Origin of the sequence: Klebsiella ornithinolytica (assembly GCF_030505655.1) — a bacterium.
Taxonomy (GTDB): Bacteria; Pseudomonadota; Gammaproteobacteria; order Enterobacterales; family Enterobacteriaceae; genus Klebsiella; species Klebsiella ornithinolytica.
This window is the reverse complement of sequence record NZ_CP130153.1, coordinates 81,712-97,456: the sequence shown is the minus strand read 5'-3', so window position 1 is coordinate 97,456 and position 15,745 is coordinate 81,712. Positions and strand designations below refer to the sequence as shown.

Here is a 15,745-nt window from a genome sequence, read left to right as displayed (position 1 = left end):
CCGCCCTCTCTTCGCCGGAGAGAGGGCCTCGCTCTGCTCTTCGTCCATCGGCCCCTCAGGCACTCCTTTCTCTCTGCGAAACCTGTGTGCATTTTGCGGCTATCTGTACCTATTTCCCGCAACCTGTTTCTTTCAAAGATCGGAGTTGCTATAAACAAAATACTGGAAGTAGAGATAACAATTAAAAACCCTATGTAAATATAAAAATAAAGGAACGACTATGTCCGCAATACGTCAACGTATTCTGGAGAATATGCAAAAATTCTCCAGAGCAATGATCGGTGCAGTCTTGTTCTTGCCCGTCATTGGCCTGATTCTGGCACTCAGTTCTGTCTTAACCAACCCGACATTAATTTCTGAAACCAGTTTTTTACATCAGCTAGGACAATTACTCGGTGATACGTTCTGGCCGCTGTTTGGCAATCTTGGATTACTTTTTTGCGTCGGTATTAGTTATGGACTGGCGAAAGATAAAAAAACAGAAGTCGCACTGGTTTCAGTGATGTGTTTTATTATGTTTCTGGGCGCCAACCATTCGTGGCTGGAACATACCCACGGCATCGCCGAAAAAATTAATGGCGAATATTACGGCACCGGTCAGACGCAACTGCTCGGTTTTGTGGTCGTCGATATGGGGGTGTTCCTCGGCATTATCCTCGGCTGTACCATCGCCTGGGTGCATAACAAAGTTTCGAACATCGAACTACCCGGCGCGCTGTCAATGTACGGCGGCGCCAAGCTGACCCTGGTCGCCATGACTCCGGTGGTGATTTTCTATGCCATCGCCTTCACCTGGATCTGGCCGTTTATGACCCACGGTATTGGAGCGTTAACCGGATTTATGAAAAATGCCGGCGTGGCGGGGGTTTTCGTTTATGGCTTCTTTGAAAAATTCCTCATCCCCACCGGCCTGCACCATTTTGTCTGGTCACCGTTCCAGCTCACGCAAATCGGCGGTACGCTAAACGTTGACGGGCAGGTCGTTTCCGGTACCCAGGCGATTTTCCTCGCCTATATGCGCCACCCGGATCTGACCCCGGTCATGAACGATGCGCTACGTTTCTCGCAGCAGGGGATGACCACGATTTTCGGCCTCGCTGGCGCATCGCTGGCCTTTTATCACACGGCGAAACCGGAGAAAAAAATGATGGCTAAGGCGATTCTGCTGCCCGCCATTATTACCTCAATGCTCACCGGTATTACGGAGCCGATTGAGTTCACCTTCCTGTTCGTGTCGCCGCTGCTCTGGGTGATTCACGCCACCCTGACCGCCGCGTCACAAGCGGTTTGTGACATCTTTACCGTTCGGCCGTGGGGCGCATCCGGGCTTATCGAATTCCTGATTTACAACCTGCCGCTGCCGGTCTCATTAACGCGCTGGCCTGGGTATGTACTTATCGGTATCGGTCAGTTCGCCGTTTATTACGTTATTTTCCGCACCCTGGTGGTGAAGCTGAATTTAAAAACACCGGGCCGTGAAGACGACGATAACGTGAAGCTCTACAGCAAAGCAGATTATCGTAAAAAGGTCGGTAATCCGCAGTCGGTGACCGATGAGATTATTAGTGGCCTCGGCGGCAAAGAAAATATTATTTCGGTCGACAACTGTTTCACTCGCCTGCGCGTGGTAATTAAAAATATGGATTTGGTTGATGATCTCATATTGAAAAGCACCGGTGCTAATGGCGTCGTACGAAATCGTAATGAAGTTCAGGTTATTTATGGCGTCAAAGTGGGACAGGTTCGTTCCCGAGTTGATAGCTGGCTGGCAGAAAATTAATTGGGAGTGATGTATGAAATTAACCGTATTAGGCGGGGGCGGCGTTCGCTCTGCATTTCTGGCGAAATCTCTGGCTTATAATGCCCACCGCATAGGTTTAACGGAAGTCGTATTTCTGGACAGCTCGGAAGATAATCTGGCCCTGTTTGGTGAAATTGCCCGTTACGTGTTTAATACGATTCGTCCGGATATTGCGTTCAGTACGACCACCGATCCGGTCGCTGCGCTGAAAGGCACAAATTATGTGATTACCACCCTGCGGGTTGGCGGCGATGAGAGTCGTATTCGCGATGAGCGTATTGCGCTTGAGCATAATACCTTAGGCCAGGAGACTACCGGCGCGGGCGGCTTTGCCATGGCGATGCGTTCGATCCCGGCGATCCTCAACTACTGTCGCCTGATCGAAGAGCATGCCGCCGAGGATGCGATCCTGTTTAACTTTACCAACCCATCGGGGCTGGTCACCGAGGCGATCATCAAGTCCGGCTTTAAGCGCCGCGTGTACGGTATTTGCGATGCGCCGTCGGAGCTGATTCGCGAACTGCCCGAGATTCTCGGCTGCGACGAGCGCGATCTCAGCGTCGAGTGCTACGGGCTGAACCATTTTTCCTGGTTTACCCACATTACCGTGCGTGGGGAAGAGGTGACCGAACGCCTGATCGCCAACCCGGATTTATACCGTAAAACGGCGATGCAGTATTTCTCGCCGGAGCTGGTTCAGCTGTGTGATAAGCAATTACTCAACGAGTACCTCTATTATTACTATTATCGCGAAGTGGCGTTAAAAGCGATTCAGGACGCGGACGAAACACGCGGCGAGCAGATTGCCCGTATCAATCGCGATATGCGGGACGCGCTGCGCGGCATTGATGTGAAAGCCGATCCGCAGGCGGCGTTTTCTCTGTGGATGACGCACTACCTGCGCCGGGAAAATAGCTACATGCAGAACGAGTCACAGCAGGAGAAATTCCATACCCGCGAACCGTTAACCCTGCGCCAGTTTATCGAGGAGCCGGATACCGGCGGCTACGCCGGGGTAGCGCTGGATATTCTGGAGGCGGTCAACAGCCGCACCACCAAACGAATCGTGGTCTCTATGCCCAATAATGGCACTCTCGATTTCTTGCGTCCTGACGATGTGATTGAGATCAGCTGCGATCTGAGCAGAGACGGCTTAAAACCGGTGACGCCAGCGCACGTACCGACAGCGCAGAAGAACATGATTGCCAGCGTGAAAGAGTATGAGCGGCTGGCAGTGGCGGCCATTTTGCAGCGCGATAAATCCCTGGCGATACGCGCATTAATGGCGCACCCGCTGATCGGCTCTTTTTCGCTGGCCAAAGCCCTTGTCGAGGCCTATCTCGACGAGGCGCAGTTCGCCGACTGGCAATAGTCGGTAACGAAGAAAACCTGCACTTGCCCGGGAACATCGGCTCCCGGGCTTTCCCCGCTTTCTCTCAGCGGGGCGCCTGAATCAATAGCCAGTCATACCGGGGGAGTCAGCGTCTCTTTTCGCATTTCGATGAACCACATCTTCAGCAATCGTTCAAAACCTAATATGCAGTAGCCAAAAAACGGGTTGCTCCAGTAAATATCATCGTCGAACTTCTGCGGGTCATGAATAATAAATGCGGTATCCGCCGCCTGCGCCAACGGGCTTTGATAATCGCCGGTAAAGCAGACCAGATTAATCTCTTTCCCTTCCAGCGCCTTAACCCAGTTCAGAGCCGAGCTGCTGCGCCCGGATTTTGAGACGATCCAGATGGAGTCAAATTTGGCGGCGTTTTTTTGCTCGAGAATTTCATAATCCGGCCACAGCGCGAGGCTGGCGTTTACGCCGGTCACCAGAAACTTATTATAAATATATTGCGCGATCAGCTGCGAGAAGCCGCTGCCGTGAACCAGGATGCGGTGCTGCTGCAGGCTTTCCAGCAGCGGCGCCAGCCGCTCTGTCGGCTGAATACTCATGTAGTCGATGTCGTTGGTGACATCGAGTTTCGGCATGGTGATATTGAATTTAATAAAATAGACCAGCTCCAGCCAGCCGCTGAACTTCAGTTTCTTCGCCAGCCGCACCAGCGAGGAGGGGTTGCTATAGCAGCGCTCAGCGACGCTGCGGATACCTTCCCGCACACACTGCTCAGGGTCATTCTGGATAAAACGCAGCACGGTCATTTCCGTTTTGCTCAGCTTGACGTCACGAAAGATATTTTCTAAGTCCATGGCGGGCTCCTCTCAGCGGCAGATTACGCTACCACCAAACGGCAAGAGTGTCTGTGGGGGAACTCACTGGCAGGAAAGGACGAATAGCGACATGGCATGCATGCGCCCTGCTGGCTGAGACGTAAGGTGGCGGCTGCGTATCTCTCCAGCGTCGTTTTTTCCTGCCAGATCGCCCTCGCAGAAAAAATATAAAAGTGTAACCCGCTGATTTTACGAGGGTTTGTGTCAGACTGTTCTGTAAAGTCCAGTTTTAACAGTAAAAAAGTGCGTTCAGGTATGTGGTAAATGCCTGAAAGTAGCTATAATGCGCCCCGCCTCCATGTAGCAATCGAGGCGCGGAAGATCGTCATCTCCGGTGAGGTGGCTGGACTTCAAATCCAGTTGGGGCCGCCAGCGGTCCCGGGCAGGTTCAACTCCTGTGATCTTCCGCCAAAATGCTCCCCCGTTCGTCACTTTCTCATTAAAAAATACGCGAAGAAAACTATCGTCCATAGGCGACCATCGATGGTTGCTGACATCCGCGCAAAAAATACACCATCATCTGCAACGCTCGCCAAACCCAGAACAGGATGTCGCGCATTGCCTTCGTTCCTGGTGATGAATCGTATTATTTGATGCGTTCTTCCTTCATTGCCGGTTATAGGATTCGTCTAGAGATTGCGTTGTTTTTTGATCAAACCGACCTTATCCAAAAAATTTAAAAGCGTAAAATGCTGTAAAAATATATCCCAACCATATAAATGAAAAGAATAAAGAAACTTATTAGCTCTGCACTTCATAATAGTAGTGCCAATGAAGCAGCCACCGCCTTAAAAATGGCGGCAGCAAATATGCAAAAACTCGGGATTAATCCTGCTGATTTGCTGCGTCTGAAAGTCGATGAAGACGAGGATCGGCATGCGGATAACACAGCAGAAGTTAACGGGCTGAAGCGTAAAATTAACGCTCTTGAAGACGATCTCCACCAGACTAAACGTGTTGCGATACAGTGCAAAAGAGAAGCCGATCTGAATGCGTTAAAACTCTCAAACTTACGCGATCAATACGCCATCGCGACTAACAATCTGAAGGCAGCAAATAAGAGCATAGAGGCTTTAGCGACGGTCCAGGTAGAAAGCCGGGAATTAGCCAGAGAAGTTCTTAACCTGAATGCAAAGGTGAAAGAACAACAAGCTAAATTAGAGAAAGCGGGCAATAGATTTTGGCTACAATCCATCATTACGCTTGCTCTCTTTCTGGCCATTGGCTCCATCTGCTACGACAATGGTAAACATTCTGGCGCTGCGCTGGTCAGAAATCAGCAACTGAGCACCCAAACACCAACCCCGCCAAAACTCACTCCTGCAGACCCGACCAAAATAACACTGGATAATAAGGCGGTTTGCTATAGCGATTTCAGGACAGCTCAAGGCAAAGTATTGGCAAAAATTACCTATAACAATCATGAGTTGTCTTTCTATGCCAGAAAACTGAAAGATAAAGCATGGATAGATATTAGCCCACAGGTGTTTAAAGACGAGCAAACAAGGCAAGTGCCATATGATGCGCAGGGCTTTATTGAAGTCAGCAAGAAAGATGCCGCGGAGATAAAATCAAAAGTTGAATGTACATTAGGTGCAATAAGCTGATATTGGAAAAGGGCATTCTCATACTGGTGAGAATCCCTGATTGCTGCGCATACTCATCGTCTTACCTTTCTCACATCGGTCTGCTCTTGATGTTAGCGTCTCACGGCTTCAAACATCAGGAGATGCCTGAGGTCGAATAAATTCTAATGAATGCATCAGGGCAGAGTGGTGCGATTTCCAAACGACTCAGTCATTCTGGCAGGAAGTTCAAAATCTATCCCCAAACCGATTTTCAGCTTTTCAATATAACTCTTATCGCCCAGGCCCCGTTTTTCCCTTCCCATCAGGGGTCTACCATTAATGGATTCCCACAGAAATCCCATTTAAAACCGGAGAGTATATGAAAGCGATTGCCATTACCCGCGCCGCTACCGCAGGCAGTAACGTCCCATTTTTAAGCGCCATCGAGCTGCCGGTTCCGGTTGCTGCAGGGCATGACCTGCTCATTGAAGTGAAGGCGATTTCCGTGAATCCGGTGGATACCAAAGTCCGCGCCGGATTTACCGGCGATACCCCGCGCGTGCTGGGCTGGGATGCGGTTGGCGTCGTAAAATCGGTTGGCGAGGCGGTCACGCTGTTCGCGCCGGGCGATGAAGTCTGGTATGCCGGTGCGCTGGGGCGCGCGGGAAGTAATAGCGAGTTTCAGCTCGTCGACGAACGGATCGTCGCCCTGAAGCCGCGCTCGCTGGATAACGCCTCTGCCGCCGCCCTGCCGCTGACCGCCATCACCGCATGGGAATTGTTGTTCGACCGTCTTGGCGTGCAGGAAGGCGGCAACGCCGGGGATGTGCTGCTGATTGTCGGCGCGGCGGGCGGCGTCGGCTCCATTCTCACGCAGCTGGCGCGCAAACTGACGCGTATGACGATCATCGGCACCGCTTCGCGCCCGGAAAGCCAAAAATGGGTACTTGATGCCGGAGCACACCATGTTATCGATCACAGCAAGCCGCTCAGCGAAGAACTGGCGCGGATTGGGGTAAACGCCGTGACGCACGTCGCCAGCCTCAACAGTACTGAACAACATTACGCGCAGCTGATTGCGGCCCTCGCCCCACAGGGCAAGCTGGCGTTGATTGACGATCCGGAAACCCTCGATGCCCGCCCGCTGAAGGCCAAAAGCATTTCGCTGCACTGGGAGTTTATGTTCACTCGTTCGATGTTTGAAACACCGGATATGCTGGCCCAGCATCAGCTGCTGACCCGGGTGGCGGCCCTGATTGACGATAAGACCATCAAAACGACCCTGGGCGAGCATTACGGTCCAATCAACGCCAGTAACCTGCAGAGAGCGCACACCCAGCTGGAAACCGGGCGCGCGGTCGGCAAAATCGTGCTGGAAGGGTTTTAAGATGACGAGCGACACGGTATCTGCCATTGCGGTTCTGAAAGCCAAACCGGGAAAAACGGCCGATCTGCGGCAGGCGCTGAAAGCGCTGTTACAGCCGACCCGTCAGGAAGCGGGTAATCTGGATTACGCCCTGTTTCAGCTGCGCGATGCGCCGGACACCTTCTACATGCGCGAGTCGTGGCGTGACCCGTCCGCGCTGGAGGCGCACATCGCCCTGCCGCACTTTCAGGCCTTTATCGCGCAAATGGACAGCCTGCTGGCTGAACCGCTGCGCCTGGATTATCTGACACCGGTTGAATAATCGCCTCAACGCTGCGGGTTCCCTGTCAGGCAGGGATCCCGCCTCTTTTACCCCCTTCCTTTTTTATCCCGTCTTTTTTACCCCGTCTCTTTTTCCCTTTTCTGTTTAACACTCTGAGCTAATCGCCCCACGCCCCGCGCTGGCCAGGCTACGCTTACCGTTGCCGCCAAAAAGCAGGTCATCCCCTCCGAATCATCCAGCACGTTCATTCAGAAAGAGGTTTCGCTATGCAGATCAATGCTATTGGTACGTACTCCGCCACCCAACCGCTGAAATCGATGGCTATCTCCCGCCGCGACCCGGGCCCCCACGATGTGCAGATCGCCATCGATTACTGCGGCGTCTGCCACTCCGACCTTCATCAGGCACGATCTGAATGGGCCGGTACGCTCTATCCTTGCGTGCCGGGGCATGAAATCGTCGGCCAGGTGACCGCCATCGGCAATCAGGTCTCGGGGTTCAACGTTGGCGACCTGGTCGGCGTCGGCTGTATGGTCGACAGCTGTAAACAGTGTGAAGAGTGCGAAGCAGGACTGGAAAACTACTGCGACCATATGATTCTCACCTACAACGGCCCCACGGCAGACGCGCCTGGACACACCCTCGGCGGCTATTCGCAGCAGATTGTGGTACACGAGCGCTACGTGCTGCATATTCGCCATCCGAAGGAACAACTCGCCGCCGTGGCGCCGCTGCTCTGCGCGGGGATTACCACCTACTCTCCGCTGCGTCACTGGAACGTCGGGCCGGGGAAAAAAGTCGGCATTGTGGGTATTGGCGGGTTGGGACATATGGGAATTAAGTTGGCCCATGCCATGGGCGCCCACGTGGTGGCCTTTACCACCTCAGAATCGAAGCGGGAAGCAGCAAAAGCGCTGGGCGCGGATGAGGTGGTTGTCTCACGCAACGAGGATGAAATGGCCGCCCACGTGAAAAGCTTCGATTTCATCCTCAACACCGTAGCGGCGCCGCACAATCTCGATGCCTTCACCACGTTACTCAAACGCGATGGCACTCTGACCCTGGTCGGCGCGCCGGCCAGCCCGCATCCTTCGCCGGAAGTGTTTAATCTGATATTTCGCCGTCGTGCGATTGCGGGCTCGATGATAGGCGGGATCCCGGAAACTCAGGAGATGCTCGATTTCTGCGCCGAACACAGCATCGTCGCCGATATTGAGCTGATTCGCGCCGATCAGATCAACGAAGCCTGGGAGCGTATGGTCAAAGGCGATGTCAAATATCGCTTCGTGATCGACAGCGCGACGCTCGCCGGTTAAGTCCCGCGGCGAAAGGTGCGCCGCCACTCCGCCGGGCTGACGCCAAAGCGGGATTTAAACTGCTGGCGCCAGGTCACGGCGGAGCGGAATCCAACGCTTTCCGCCACCTGCTCGACGGGCATATTCCCCGTTTCGAGCAAGAGCTGACTGCGCCGCAGACGTTCAATGGTCAGCCAGTCGGCAATGCTCATGCCGGTAGCCCTGGTGAAGTGACGAGTCAGCGTGCGCCGGCTCATTGCTACCACCTGCGCCAGCGAGTCGAGGTTGTGCGGTTCGGCGATATGCTGCTGGAGATACTCCAGCAGGCCGTTAATCCGCGCGTCGCGGGTATTTTTCGGTACCGGCTGGGCGATAAACTGCGCCTGGCCCCCTTCACGATGGGGCGGCACGATCATACGCCGGGCGATCTGATTCGCCGCGAGGCTGCCGAAACGCTGGCGAATGATATACAGGCAGCAGTCGAGCGCCGCCGCGGTGCCCGCTGAAGTAATGATCCGCTGGTCATCGACGTACAGCGCATTGATATCCAGCCGCACCTCGGGAAACTGCCGCTGAAACGCCTGCTCAAACTCCCAGTGGGTCGCCGCCCGTTTGCCATCCAGCAGCCCGGCATAGCCGAGAACAAAGGCGCCGAGGCATAGCCCGACGATTTCAGCGCCGTTCTCCCTTGCCCGCACCAGGCTATCCAGCAACGACTGGGGCGGACGCTGATGCACCGCTCCCCAGTAAGGCACCACCACGATATCAGCCTGCTCAAGGGCGGTGAAATCCGCGCTGGCGTTGAGCGCAAAGCCGTCGGGCGCGGTCAACAATCCCGGCCGTTCGGCGCAAATCTGCAGCTTAAAACGTTTCGTTTCCGAGACGCTATCGCCAAACAACATGCAGGGAACCGAGTAGTGAAAAGGGCTGAACCCGTCCACGGCAACAATTGCGACATCGGTTAATTTCATCATCCTCTCCGTTCCTCGCGGCGGGCTTAAAAGATCATACTTTCCCCATCCTGCGGGATGCTGACAGAATCGGCAATCTGATTGTCCGCCACGTATTCGCGCAGCTCCTCGCGGCTCAGCAGGCAGTGATTGACCGCTTCAAGATGGATAGCGACAATTTTCGCCTCTGGCAGGGTAAAATGGGCTTTCAGCACATCTTCTTTGCCCATGATAATCGGCCCGAATCCAATCACGTGCGCGTAGCCGGCATTCAGCACCACCACATCGGGACGCAGCCGTAGCATATCGGCCTCAATTTCAGGGCGCCAGATGGTATCGCCCACCAGCCACAGCGTCTTCTCCTGCGGATGGCGAAACACCACGCCGCAGGCTTCGCCCAGGCGCTCCGCCATAGCCGGCACGGCATAGGTGCGGTCGCTGCCATGCTGCCCGGAAGTAGTTTTCTGTAAGCGGATGCCGGCAAACTCACTCTCTTCCGACAGCAGGCGGACATCCTGAAATCCCTGTCCACGCAGCAGTCCGGCATCACCGTCATGCTGGACAAAAACCGGCAGCGTCTTCGGGATCGCGGCGATCGCCGCCTCATCCCAATGATCATCATGCGTATGGGTGACGATCGCCGCATCGACATCAATAATAGTTTCAAGGGAAAAAGGCAGCCCGACCAACGGGTTACGCAGCTCTGCGCGGGCGGTGCCCGGGAATCCCGGCCAGGCGCCACGATCCGCCAGCATCGGGTCAATCAGGAACTTTTTTCCTGCATATTCAATAATCTGAGTTGAGTTACGGATATGGGTCATTTTCATGATGTTCACTCCTCTTCGCGGTTATCTGGCGAACATCGTACGTCCCACCAGCCTGGCGCAATATGGGCATTTGGGCAATGATCGATGAGATTGGGCCAACTTTCTGCGGTTGCCATCCGCCTCTGGCTATGATGTCCTGAACGCTCGTTTTCTGAGGAAGTGGCTACGATGAAAAAGAGACTGACCGTCGCCGATATGCACGGCGCCGAAGTGATTGCGCACACTCCGTGGTTCAGCATGCGTAAGGTGGCCATCGACGTCACCGACGCCGAGCGCCGCGATTTTTACTCTGTCCATTATCCGCGCCCGGCGGTAGGGATTGTCGCCATGCAGCAGGACAAAGTACTGCTGATCCGCCACTATCGGTATCTGATCGATAAGGTGGTATGGGCTATTCCGTCCGGCGGTATTGATGAAGGGGAAGAGCCGCGCGCGGCGGCCCTGCGCGAGCTACGGGAAGAGACCGGCTATCAGGCGAAACAGGCCGAAGAAATTATCCGCTACAACCCCTCCTATGGCAGCAGCGACCAGCTGTTTATCACCTGGCTTGCCCGCGATCTGACGTATGTCGGAATGGATGAGGATCAGGATGAGGTGATGGAAACAGGCTGGTTTACCTTCGCCGAAATTAGCCAGCTGATCGCCCGTGGCGAGATGCCTGACGGGCTGTCGCTGGTGCCGCTGCTGCATCTGATGGCGCAGCAGCATCACGGTTTAGCGTAACGGCCTGAGCATCCGCCAGCGAAACCACAGCTGGGCCACCAGGATTAACATACCGCCAATAATCTTTTGCAACGGCAGCTGTTCGCCGTACCACAGCGCGGCGGCAATAACCGTCAACAGCGGCTCCAGCACCATGATAATCGCCGCGCTTGCCACCGCCGCGTACTTCTGCCCCTTCATTTGCAGGCCGAAGCGCAGACTGGTGGCGATAACAATACTGGCCAGCAGCCAGCCGAAAGTGGGTAGCGTAAACGGCTGGTCCCAGGTTTCGACGGCGGCGGAGATCCCCAGCCCGACGAGTCCGGTAATCGCCAGCTGCACGGTGGTCAGCGGGATCAGGGGCACATCGCGGGCGCAGCGGCTGGTGTAGCAAAACCAGATCGACTGCACCAGCGCGGTCAGCAGAAACCAGCCCTGGCTGGGGTGGAAGGCAATCGGCATATGCAGACTCAGCAGCCCGAGGCCGACGATCGCGACCGGCAGGCACTCCCAGTATGCCCGGGCCGGGCGTGTTTTCATCATCACCCATGCGGTGAGCGGCACAAACAGCATCGACAGGCTCATGATGAACGCCCCCTCGCCCAGCGAGGCGGTGGTCGAGACCGAGTAGATCCACAGACACAGGTTCAGCGCAAACCACAGCCCGCCGATCGTCATCTGCCGCCAGTGTCGCCTCTCCACGTGGAAGCCGCGACAAAACGGCAGCAGCAGCAGCGCCGCAAAAAAGAAACGCAGCCCAAGGAAGGCGAAAACCGGCATCCCCGCGATGGCTTCGCGAGAAAATATCCACCCACATGCGGCGATAACCGTAGCGGCTACCAGCAGTAAATCCGCCTGACGCTGCCGGACCATATTCACCTCTCCTTGTGTTGACGATTACCAGCCGGGAACCGCACCACCGTTAAAGATAGTCTCTGCCGCCCTGGCGACTTCCGGCGACTGATAGGACTGCATAAATTCCTTCACGTTTTCCGCGTCTTTATTCTCTTCGCGGGCCACGATGATATTCACGTACGGCGAGTTTTTATCTTCAATAAAAATCCCGTCATGCACCGGCGAGAGACCGGTTTGCTGAAGATAGGTGGTGCTGATAATCGCCACATCCACTTTCGGGTCGTCCAGCACGCGCGGCAGCTGCGCCCCTTCCAGCTCCATAATGTTCAGGTGACGCGGGTTGGCGGTGATATCGACCGCCGTAGGCAGCAGGCCAGTCCCCGCCTTCAGGGTAATCAGCTGCTCTTTTTGCAACAGCAGCAACGCGCGCCCCAGGTTGGTGGGATCGTTCGGAATGGCGATAGTCGCCCCGTCTTGCAGATCGACCACCGATTTTATTTTGCGTGAATAGCCCGCCATCGGGAACACGAAGGTGTTGCCGATCGCCACCAGATGGTAGCCGTGCGCTTTGTTATCCTGCTCCAGGAACGGCCGGTGCTGGAAGACGTTAGCATCCAGATCGCCGGCGTTCGTCGCTTCGTTAGGCAGAAGCGAACCGCTGAAGCCCACCAGCTCGACATCCAGGCCATATTTCTCTTTGGCGACCTTTTTAGCCACTTCCGCGACATCCTGTTCCGCGCCGTTGATGACGCCGACTTTAATGTGTTTCGCATCGCTACCTTGCTGGTCGCAGCCTGCCAGCAGCAGACCCGCCAGCACCACGGCGGCGGCTGTCCGTAAACGCAATTTCATCATTTTTACCCTGTCAGTCCATAGAAGTCGTTATTATTTTTCGTCCAAAACTATAACGACTTTATGGTCAGGTTTTAAACTGCAAAAACAGCAACCGGAAATAAAATCATCTACCGGTGGTTGGCTTCATGCGCCAGCAGCACAGGCGTCGCCTGTTGCTGCTGTTGTGCGAAACCCATCAGTCCTCCGGTTCGCTAGTGATATGGCGGATTCTGGCCCGCGCGTGCCGGGCGTCACAACCGAAAACCGGACGACTATTTTTTGTTTACGCCTCTGGCGGCACCGGCCGCCACGAGGATCATCGGCGACAAGCCGCTTACCGACGCCGCCACTCGCCGGGCGTCACGCCATACAGTTTTTTAAACGCCTTCGAGAACGAGGCCTGCGACTGGAACCCACAGCGCCCGGCAATCACATCAAGGTTGGTCTGCCGCTCCACGCGCAGCAGACGCGCAGCCATTGCCATCCGCAGCTGTGAAAGCCAGGCCTGCGGCGTAAGGTGATACGCGCGGGCAAAATGCCGGGCGAAGGTGGCGCGCGACAAAAAAGCGCGGGCGGCCATACTCTCCAGCGTCCAGGGCTGCTCTGGCGTTTCCAGCACCGCGAAAACAGCGGGCATCAGCCGTTCATCGCTCATCAGTCGCAGTAGCCCTGCCGGCGGCGCTTCGCTACCCAGTAGCGTGCGCAGCAGCAAAACCAGCAGCGTGTCGCCGAGGCTACGCACGATAGCCCCGCCGCCGGGGCGCGCCATCAGGCTCTCCCGTACCAGCACGTTAAGCAGCAGCTCCAGTTCCGGGCACTCCGCCCGCTCGTCGGTGTGCAGATGAATCAAGTCCGCCGGTTCTGCAAACAACCAGCTGACGTGCGGGCCGAAGTAAAATTCGCCGCACAGCATCTCCAGCGCATCCTGGTCGGTACCGGTTCGGACCTCGGTCAGGGTCCCGTTAAAGCGGTGGGCGACAGGCAGGATCTGCCCCCACTCCACCAGGCTTTCCATCAGGTGCGGCGAGCCGTGCGGGAGCAAGATGACATCGCCCGCCCGCATCTGCCGGGTTTGTTTGCCGACCATCAGTCGCCCCTCGCCACGCAACACAAAATGCCAGGGTACCACGCCGCTGCGCATCTGCTCATGCCCGGCCTGCCAGCGACCGCCAAACCGGCAGTGCAGATTCACTTCGCAGCGCGGCGCCAGCAGCGCCAGCAGATGACTGAGACTGTCCATGCCACTCCTGAGACGATAAGACTAAAAAATGAGACGAAGAGCCTCAGTCTAGCACGCCGCATATCCCTAAGATGTCGCCATTGCCACATCACACCCTCACAGACACAGGAGCACACCATGAGCCGTTTAGCTGATATTCGTGAACAAGACGTCACCGGTAAAGCCGCAGAAATTTTCGGGGCGATCAAAAAAGCGATGGGTAAAGTGCCCAATGCCTATTTGACCATCGGCGGTCATTCACCGGCAGCATTGCAGCAAGCGCTGGCGCATAACGCGATGTTGAGTAAAAGCAGCCTGAATGCCAAAGAGCTGGAAGCGATTAACCTCGCCGTGAGCGAAGCCACCGGCTGTGATTACTGCCTGGCGGCGCATACGTTAATGGCCAAAAAAGCGGGTTACAGCGGCGAGCAAATCCATGCCCTGCGCCGCGGCGAGTTTGCTGAAGATGCCCGTCTCGACGCGCTGGTCAAGTTTGTCCAGACCCTGGTGCGCACTCGCGGCACGCTCCCGGAAGCCGACGTCAGCGCACTGCGTAACACCGGCTTCGGCGACCAGCAGGTGATTGAGATTATCAGCGCGGTGAGCGCCATTCTGTTCACCAATATGGTGAACCGGGTGAATGATACGGTCGTCGACTTCCCGAAAGCCGATTAACCCATAACATCGCCTGTTTATAGCCCCAGCTCGCTCAATCCCGGATGGTCATCGGGGCGGCGCCCCTGGGGCCAATGGAACAGGCGATCCTGCGCTTCAATTGGCAGATCGTTAATGCAGGCGTAGCGGGTATGCATCAGGCCATGCTCATCAAACTCCCAGTTTTCATTGCCATATGAGCGGAACCAGCTGCCGCTGTCGTCACACCATTCATAGGCGAAACGCACCGCAATACGGTTATCGTTCCATGCCCACAGCTCCTTAATCAGCCGGTACTGCTGCTCCTTTTGCCATTTTCGCGTCAGGAAGCCGATGATTTCCGCGCGTCCATGGACAAACTCACTGCGATTGCGCCACTGGCTGTCGGCCGTATAGGCCAGCGCCACTTTTTGTGGGTCGCGGCTGTTCCAGCCATCTTCGGCGGCGCGAACTTTTTGCAGCGCGCTTTCCCGTGTAAACGGCGGTAGCGGCGGGCGAACTTCGGTCATGGTCACTCTCCTTTTAGCGTTAACTGTTGTTGTAGCTGTAGGTTTTCCTGCTCCAGCGCCTGGATACGCTGCTGCAGCGTCTGGCTATACTCCGCCACCTGCCGGGCGCTGTAGCGCGGCGTAATGTGCTGCGGACAGTTCCAGTCAAACGCCTGCAGATGAAAGCGAAACAGGCGTTCCACCCTGGCGCGGTAATTGTCCGGCGTGACCCGAGCCAGCAGCCCCGGATCATCGTCCTTCGCCAGCACCTCGACGGTGGCATAGATTTTCAGCCTGGCGCGGCGCGGGTAATCCATCAAAAACAGGCAGGCACGGTCGCTGCCGCGCAGGTTGCCGGTGGTGATGTACTGCCGGTTACCGCCAAAATCCGCCATCGCCAGCGTGGCGTCATCCAGCAGATGGAGAAAACCCGGCGGCCCGCCGCGATGCTGAATATAGGGCCAGCCGGTTTGCGATAGCGTTGCCAGATAAACACTGTCGCGGGTGGCGATCATCTCCTCTTCACTGGCGCCGAAACGTTCTCCCCTGCGCTGGCGATACGGCGACTGCCACAGACCATCGCTCCCCATTTCATGTTGAACGTCCATCACATCAGGCGTGATGGCAATATCGAGAAAGTCCCCCGGCATAGATCCTCCGAACGCGCGATTACTGCGCTC

The 15,745-nt window shown here is 55.8% G+C and carries 16 protein-coding genes and 1 tRNA gene; 9 read left to right on the top strand and 8 right to left on the bottom strand.

Annotation, left to right across the window (positions count from 1 at the left end; translation table 11 throughout):
- Positions 1–220 precede the first annotated feature (220 nt).
- Together Q1L34_RS00460 and Q1L34_RS00455 are read left to right on the top strand one after the other, a co-directional pair.
- Positions 221–1,780: a PTS transporter subunit EIIC gene (locus tag Q1L34_RS00460; RefSeq protein WP_015585509.1), complete on the top strand. Its 1,560-nt coding sequence runs from the start codon at positions 221–223 to the stop codon at positions 1,778–1,780.
- A gap of 13 nt (positions 1,781–1,793) precedes the next feature.
- Positions 1,794–3,173, top strand: a complete 1,380-nt coding sequence (locus Q1L34_RS00455; protein ID WP_004869008.1) for a family 4 glycosyl hydrolase — start codon at positions 1,794–1,796, stop codon at positions 3,171–3,173.
- 92 nt (positions 3,174–3,265) lie between these two features.
- Here the strand turns inward: Q1L34_RS00455 and Q1L34_RS00450 are convergent, their stop codons facing one another.
- Positions 3,266–4,003, bottom strand: a complete 738-nt coding sequence (locus tag Q1L34_RS00450) for a MurR/RpiR family transcriptional regulator (protein ID WP_004869009.1) — start codon at positions 4,001–4,003, stop codon at positions 3,266–3,268.
- Between the two features lie 337 nt (positions 4,004–4,340).
- Here Q1L34_RS00450 and Q1L34_RS00445 point away from each other — a divergent pair.
- The 5 genes from Q1L34_RS00445 to Q1L34_RS00425 all read left to right on the top strand — a co-directional run bounded on the left by Q1L34_RS00445 (position 4,341) and on the right by Q1L34_RS00425 (position 8,557).
- Positions 4,341–4,435: transfer RNA gene (locus Q1L34_RS00445), tRNA-Sec, on the top strand.
- A 308-nt stretch (positions 4,436–4,743) separates the two neighbouring features.
- Positions 4,744–5,631 (top strand): hypothetical protein, encoded by an 888-nt coding sequence (locus Q1L34_RS00440; RefSeq protein WP_227520596.1) that lies wholly within the window; start codon positions 4,744–4,746, stop codon positions 5,629–5,631.
- Between the two features lie 340 nt (positions 5,632–5,971).
- The gene (locus Q1L34_RS00435) at positions 5,972–6,979 is read left to right on the top strand and encodes a zinc-binding alcohol dehydrogenase family protein (protein ID WP_015585507.1); all 1,008 of its coding nucleotides are present in this window, start codon (positions 5,972–5,974) and stop codon (positions 6,977–6,979) included.
- A gap of 1 nt (position 6,980) precedes the next feature.
- Positions 6,981–7,280, top strand: coding sequence for a putative quinol monooxygenase (locus tag Q1L34_RS00430; protein ID WP_004869015.1), 300 nt, complete (start codon positions 6,981–6,983; stop codon positions 7,278–7,280).
- A gap of 227 nt (positions 7,281–7,507) precedes the next feature.
- Positions 7,508–8,557: an NAD(P)-dependent alcohol dehydrogenase gene (locus tag Q1L34_RS00425; protein ID WP_004869018.1), complete on the top strand. Its 1,050-nt coding sequence runs from the start codon at positions 7,508–7,510 to the stop codon at positions 8,555–8,557.
- Here Q1L34_RS00425 and Q1L34_RS00420 read toward each other — a convergent pair.
- Positions 8,554–9,507, bottom strand: coding sequence for a GlxA family transcriptional regulator (locus Q1L34_RS00420; RefSeq protein ID WP_004869020.1), 954 nt, complete (start codon positions 9,505–9,507; stop codon positions 8,554–8,556). The two genes, Q1L34_RS00425 and Q1L34_RS00420, sit on opposite strands and share 4 nt — an antisense overlap.
- A 26-nt stretch (positions 9,508–9,533) precedes the next feature.
- Positions 9,534–10,313: an MBL fold metallo-hydrolase gene (locus Q1L34_RS00415; RefSeq protein ID WP_004869022.1), complete on the bottom strand. Its 780-nt coding sequence runs from the start codon at positions 10,311–10,313 to the stop codon at positions 9,534–9,536.
- Between the two features lie 168 nt (positions 10,314–10,481).
- Here Q1L34_RS00415 and Q1L34_RS00410 point away from each other — a divergent pair, with 168 nt between their 5' ends.
- Positions 10,482–11,036 carry an NUDIX domain-containing protein gene (locus Q1L34_RS00410; protein WP_152309044.1) on the top strand — a complete coding sequence of 185 codons (555 nt, stop codon included), beginning with the start codon at positions 10,482–10,484 and terminating at the stop codon, positions 11,034–11,036.
- Here Q1L34_RS00410 and Q1L34_RS00405 read toward each other — a convergent pair.
- The 3 genes from Q1L34_RS00405 to Q1L34_RS00395 all read right to left on the bottom strand — a co-directional run bounded on the left by Q1L34_RS00405 (position 11,028) and on the right by Q1L34_RS00395 (position 13,944).
- Entirely contained in the window at positions 11,028–11,888 is an 861-nt protein-coding gene (locus Q1L34_RS00405; protein WP_004869025.1) for a DMT family transporter, read from the bottom strand. The genes Q1L34_RS00410 and Q1L34_RS00405 overlap by 9 nt on opposite strands.
- Before the next feature lie 24 nt (positions 11,889–11,912).
- Positions 11,913–12,722: a lipoprotein NlpA gene (nlpA, locus tag Q1L34_RS00400; RefSeq protein ID WP_069476358.1), complete on the bottom strand. Its 810-nt coding sequence runs from the start codon at positions 12,720–12,722 to the stop codon at positions 11,913–11,915.
- 316 nt (positions 12,723–13,038) lie between these two features.
- Positions 13,039–13,944, bottom strand: coding sequence for an AraC family transcriptional regulator (locus Q1L34_RS00395; RefSeq protein ID WP_004869029.1), 906 nt, complete (start codon positions 13,942–13,944; stop codon positions 13,039–13,041).
- Between the two features lie 117 nt (positions 13,945–14,061).
- Here Q1L34_RS00395 and Q1L34_RS00390 point away from each other — a divergent pair, with 117 nt between their 5' ends.
- Positions 14,062–14,598: a carboxymuconolactone decarboxylase family protein gene (locus tag Q1L34_RS00390; protein WP_004869032.1), complete on the top strand. Its 537-nt coding sequence runs from the start codon at positions 14,062–14,064 to the stop codon at positions 14,596–14,598.
- Positions 14,599–14,615: 17 nt separating this feature from the next.
- On the opposite strand, the gene Q1L34_RS00385 is transcribed toward Q1L34_RS00390, so the two are convergent.
- Both Q1L34_RS00385 and Q1L34_RS00380 read right to left on the bottom strand, forming a co-directional pair.
- Complete coding sequence (locus Q1L34_RS00385; protein ID WP_015585501.1) at positions 14,616–15,086, bottom strand: nuclear transport factor 2 family protein; 471 nt, start codon at positions 15,084–15,086, stop codon at positions 14,616–14,618.
- A 2-nt stretch (positions 15,087–15,088) separates the two neighbouring features.
- The gene (locus tag Q1L34_RS00380) at positions 15,089–15,715 is read right to left on the bottom strand and encodes a pyridoxamine 5'-phosphate oxidase family protein (protein ID WP_004869035.1); all 627 of its coding nucleotides are present in this window, start codon (positions 15,713–15,715) and stop codon (positions 15,089–15,091) included.
- Between the last annotated feature and the right edge of the window lie 30 nt (positions 15,716–15,745).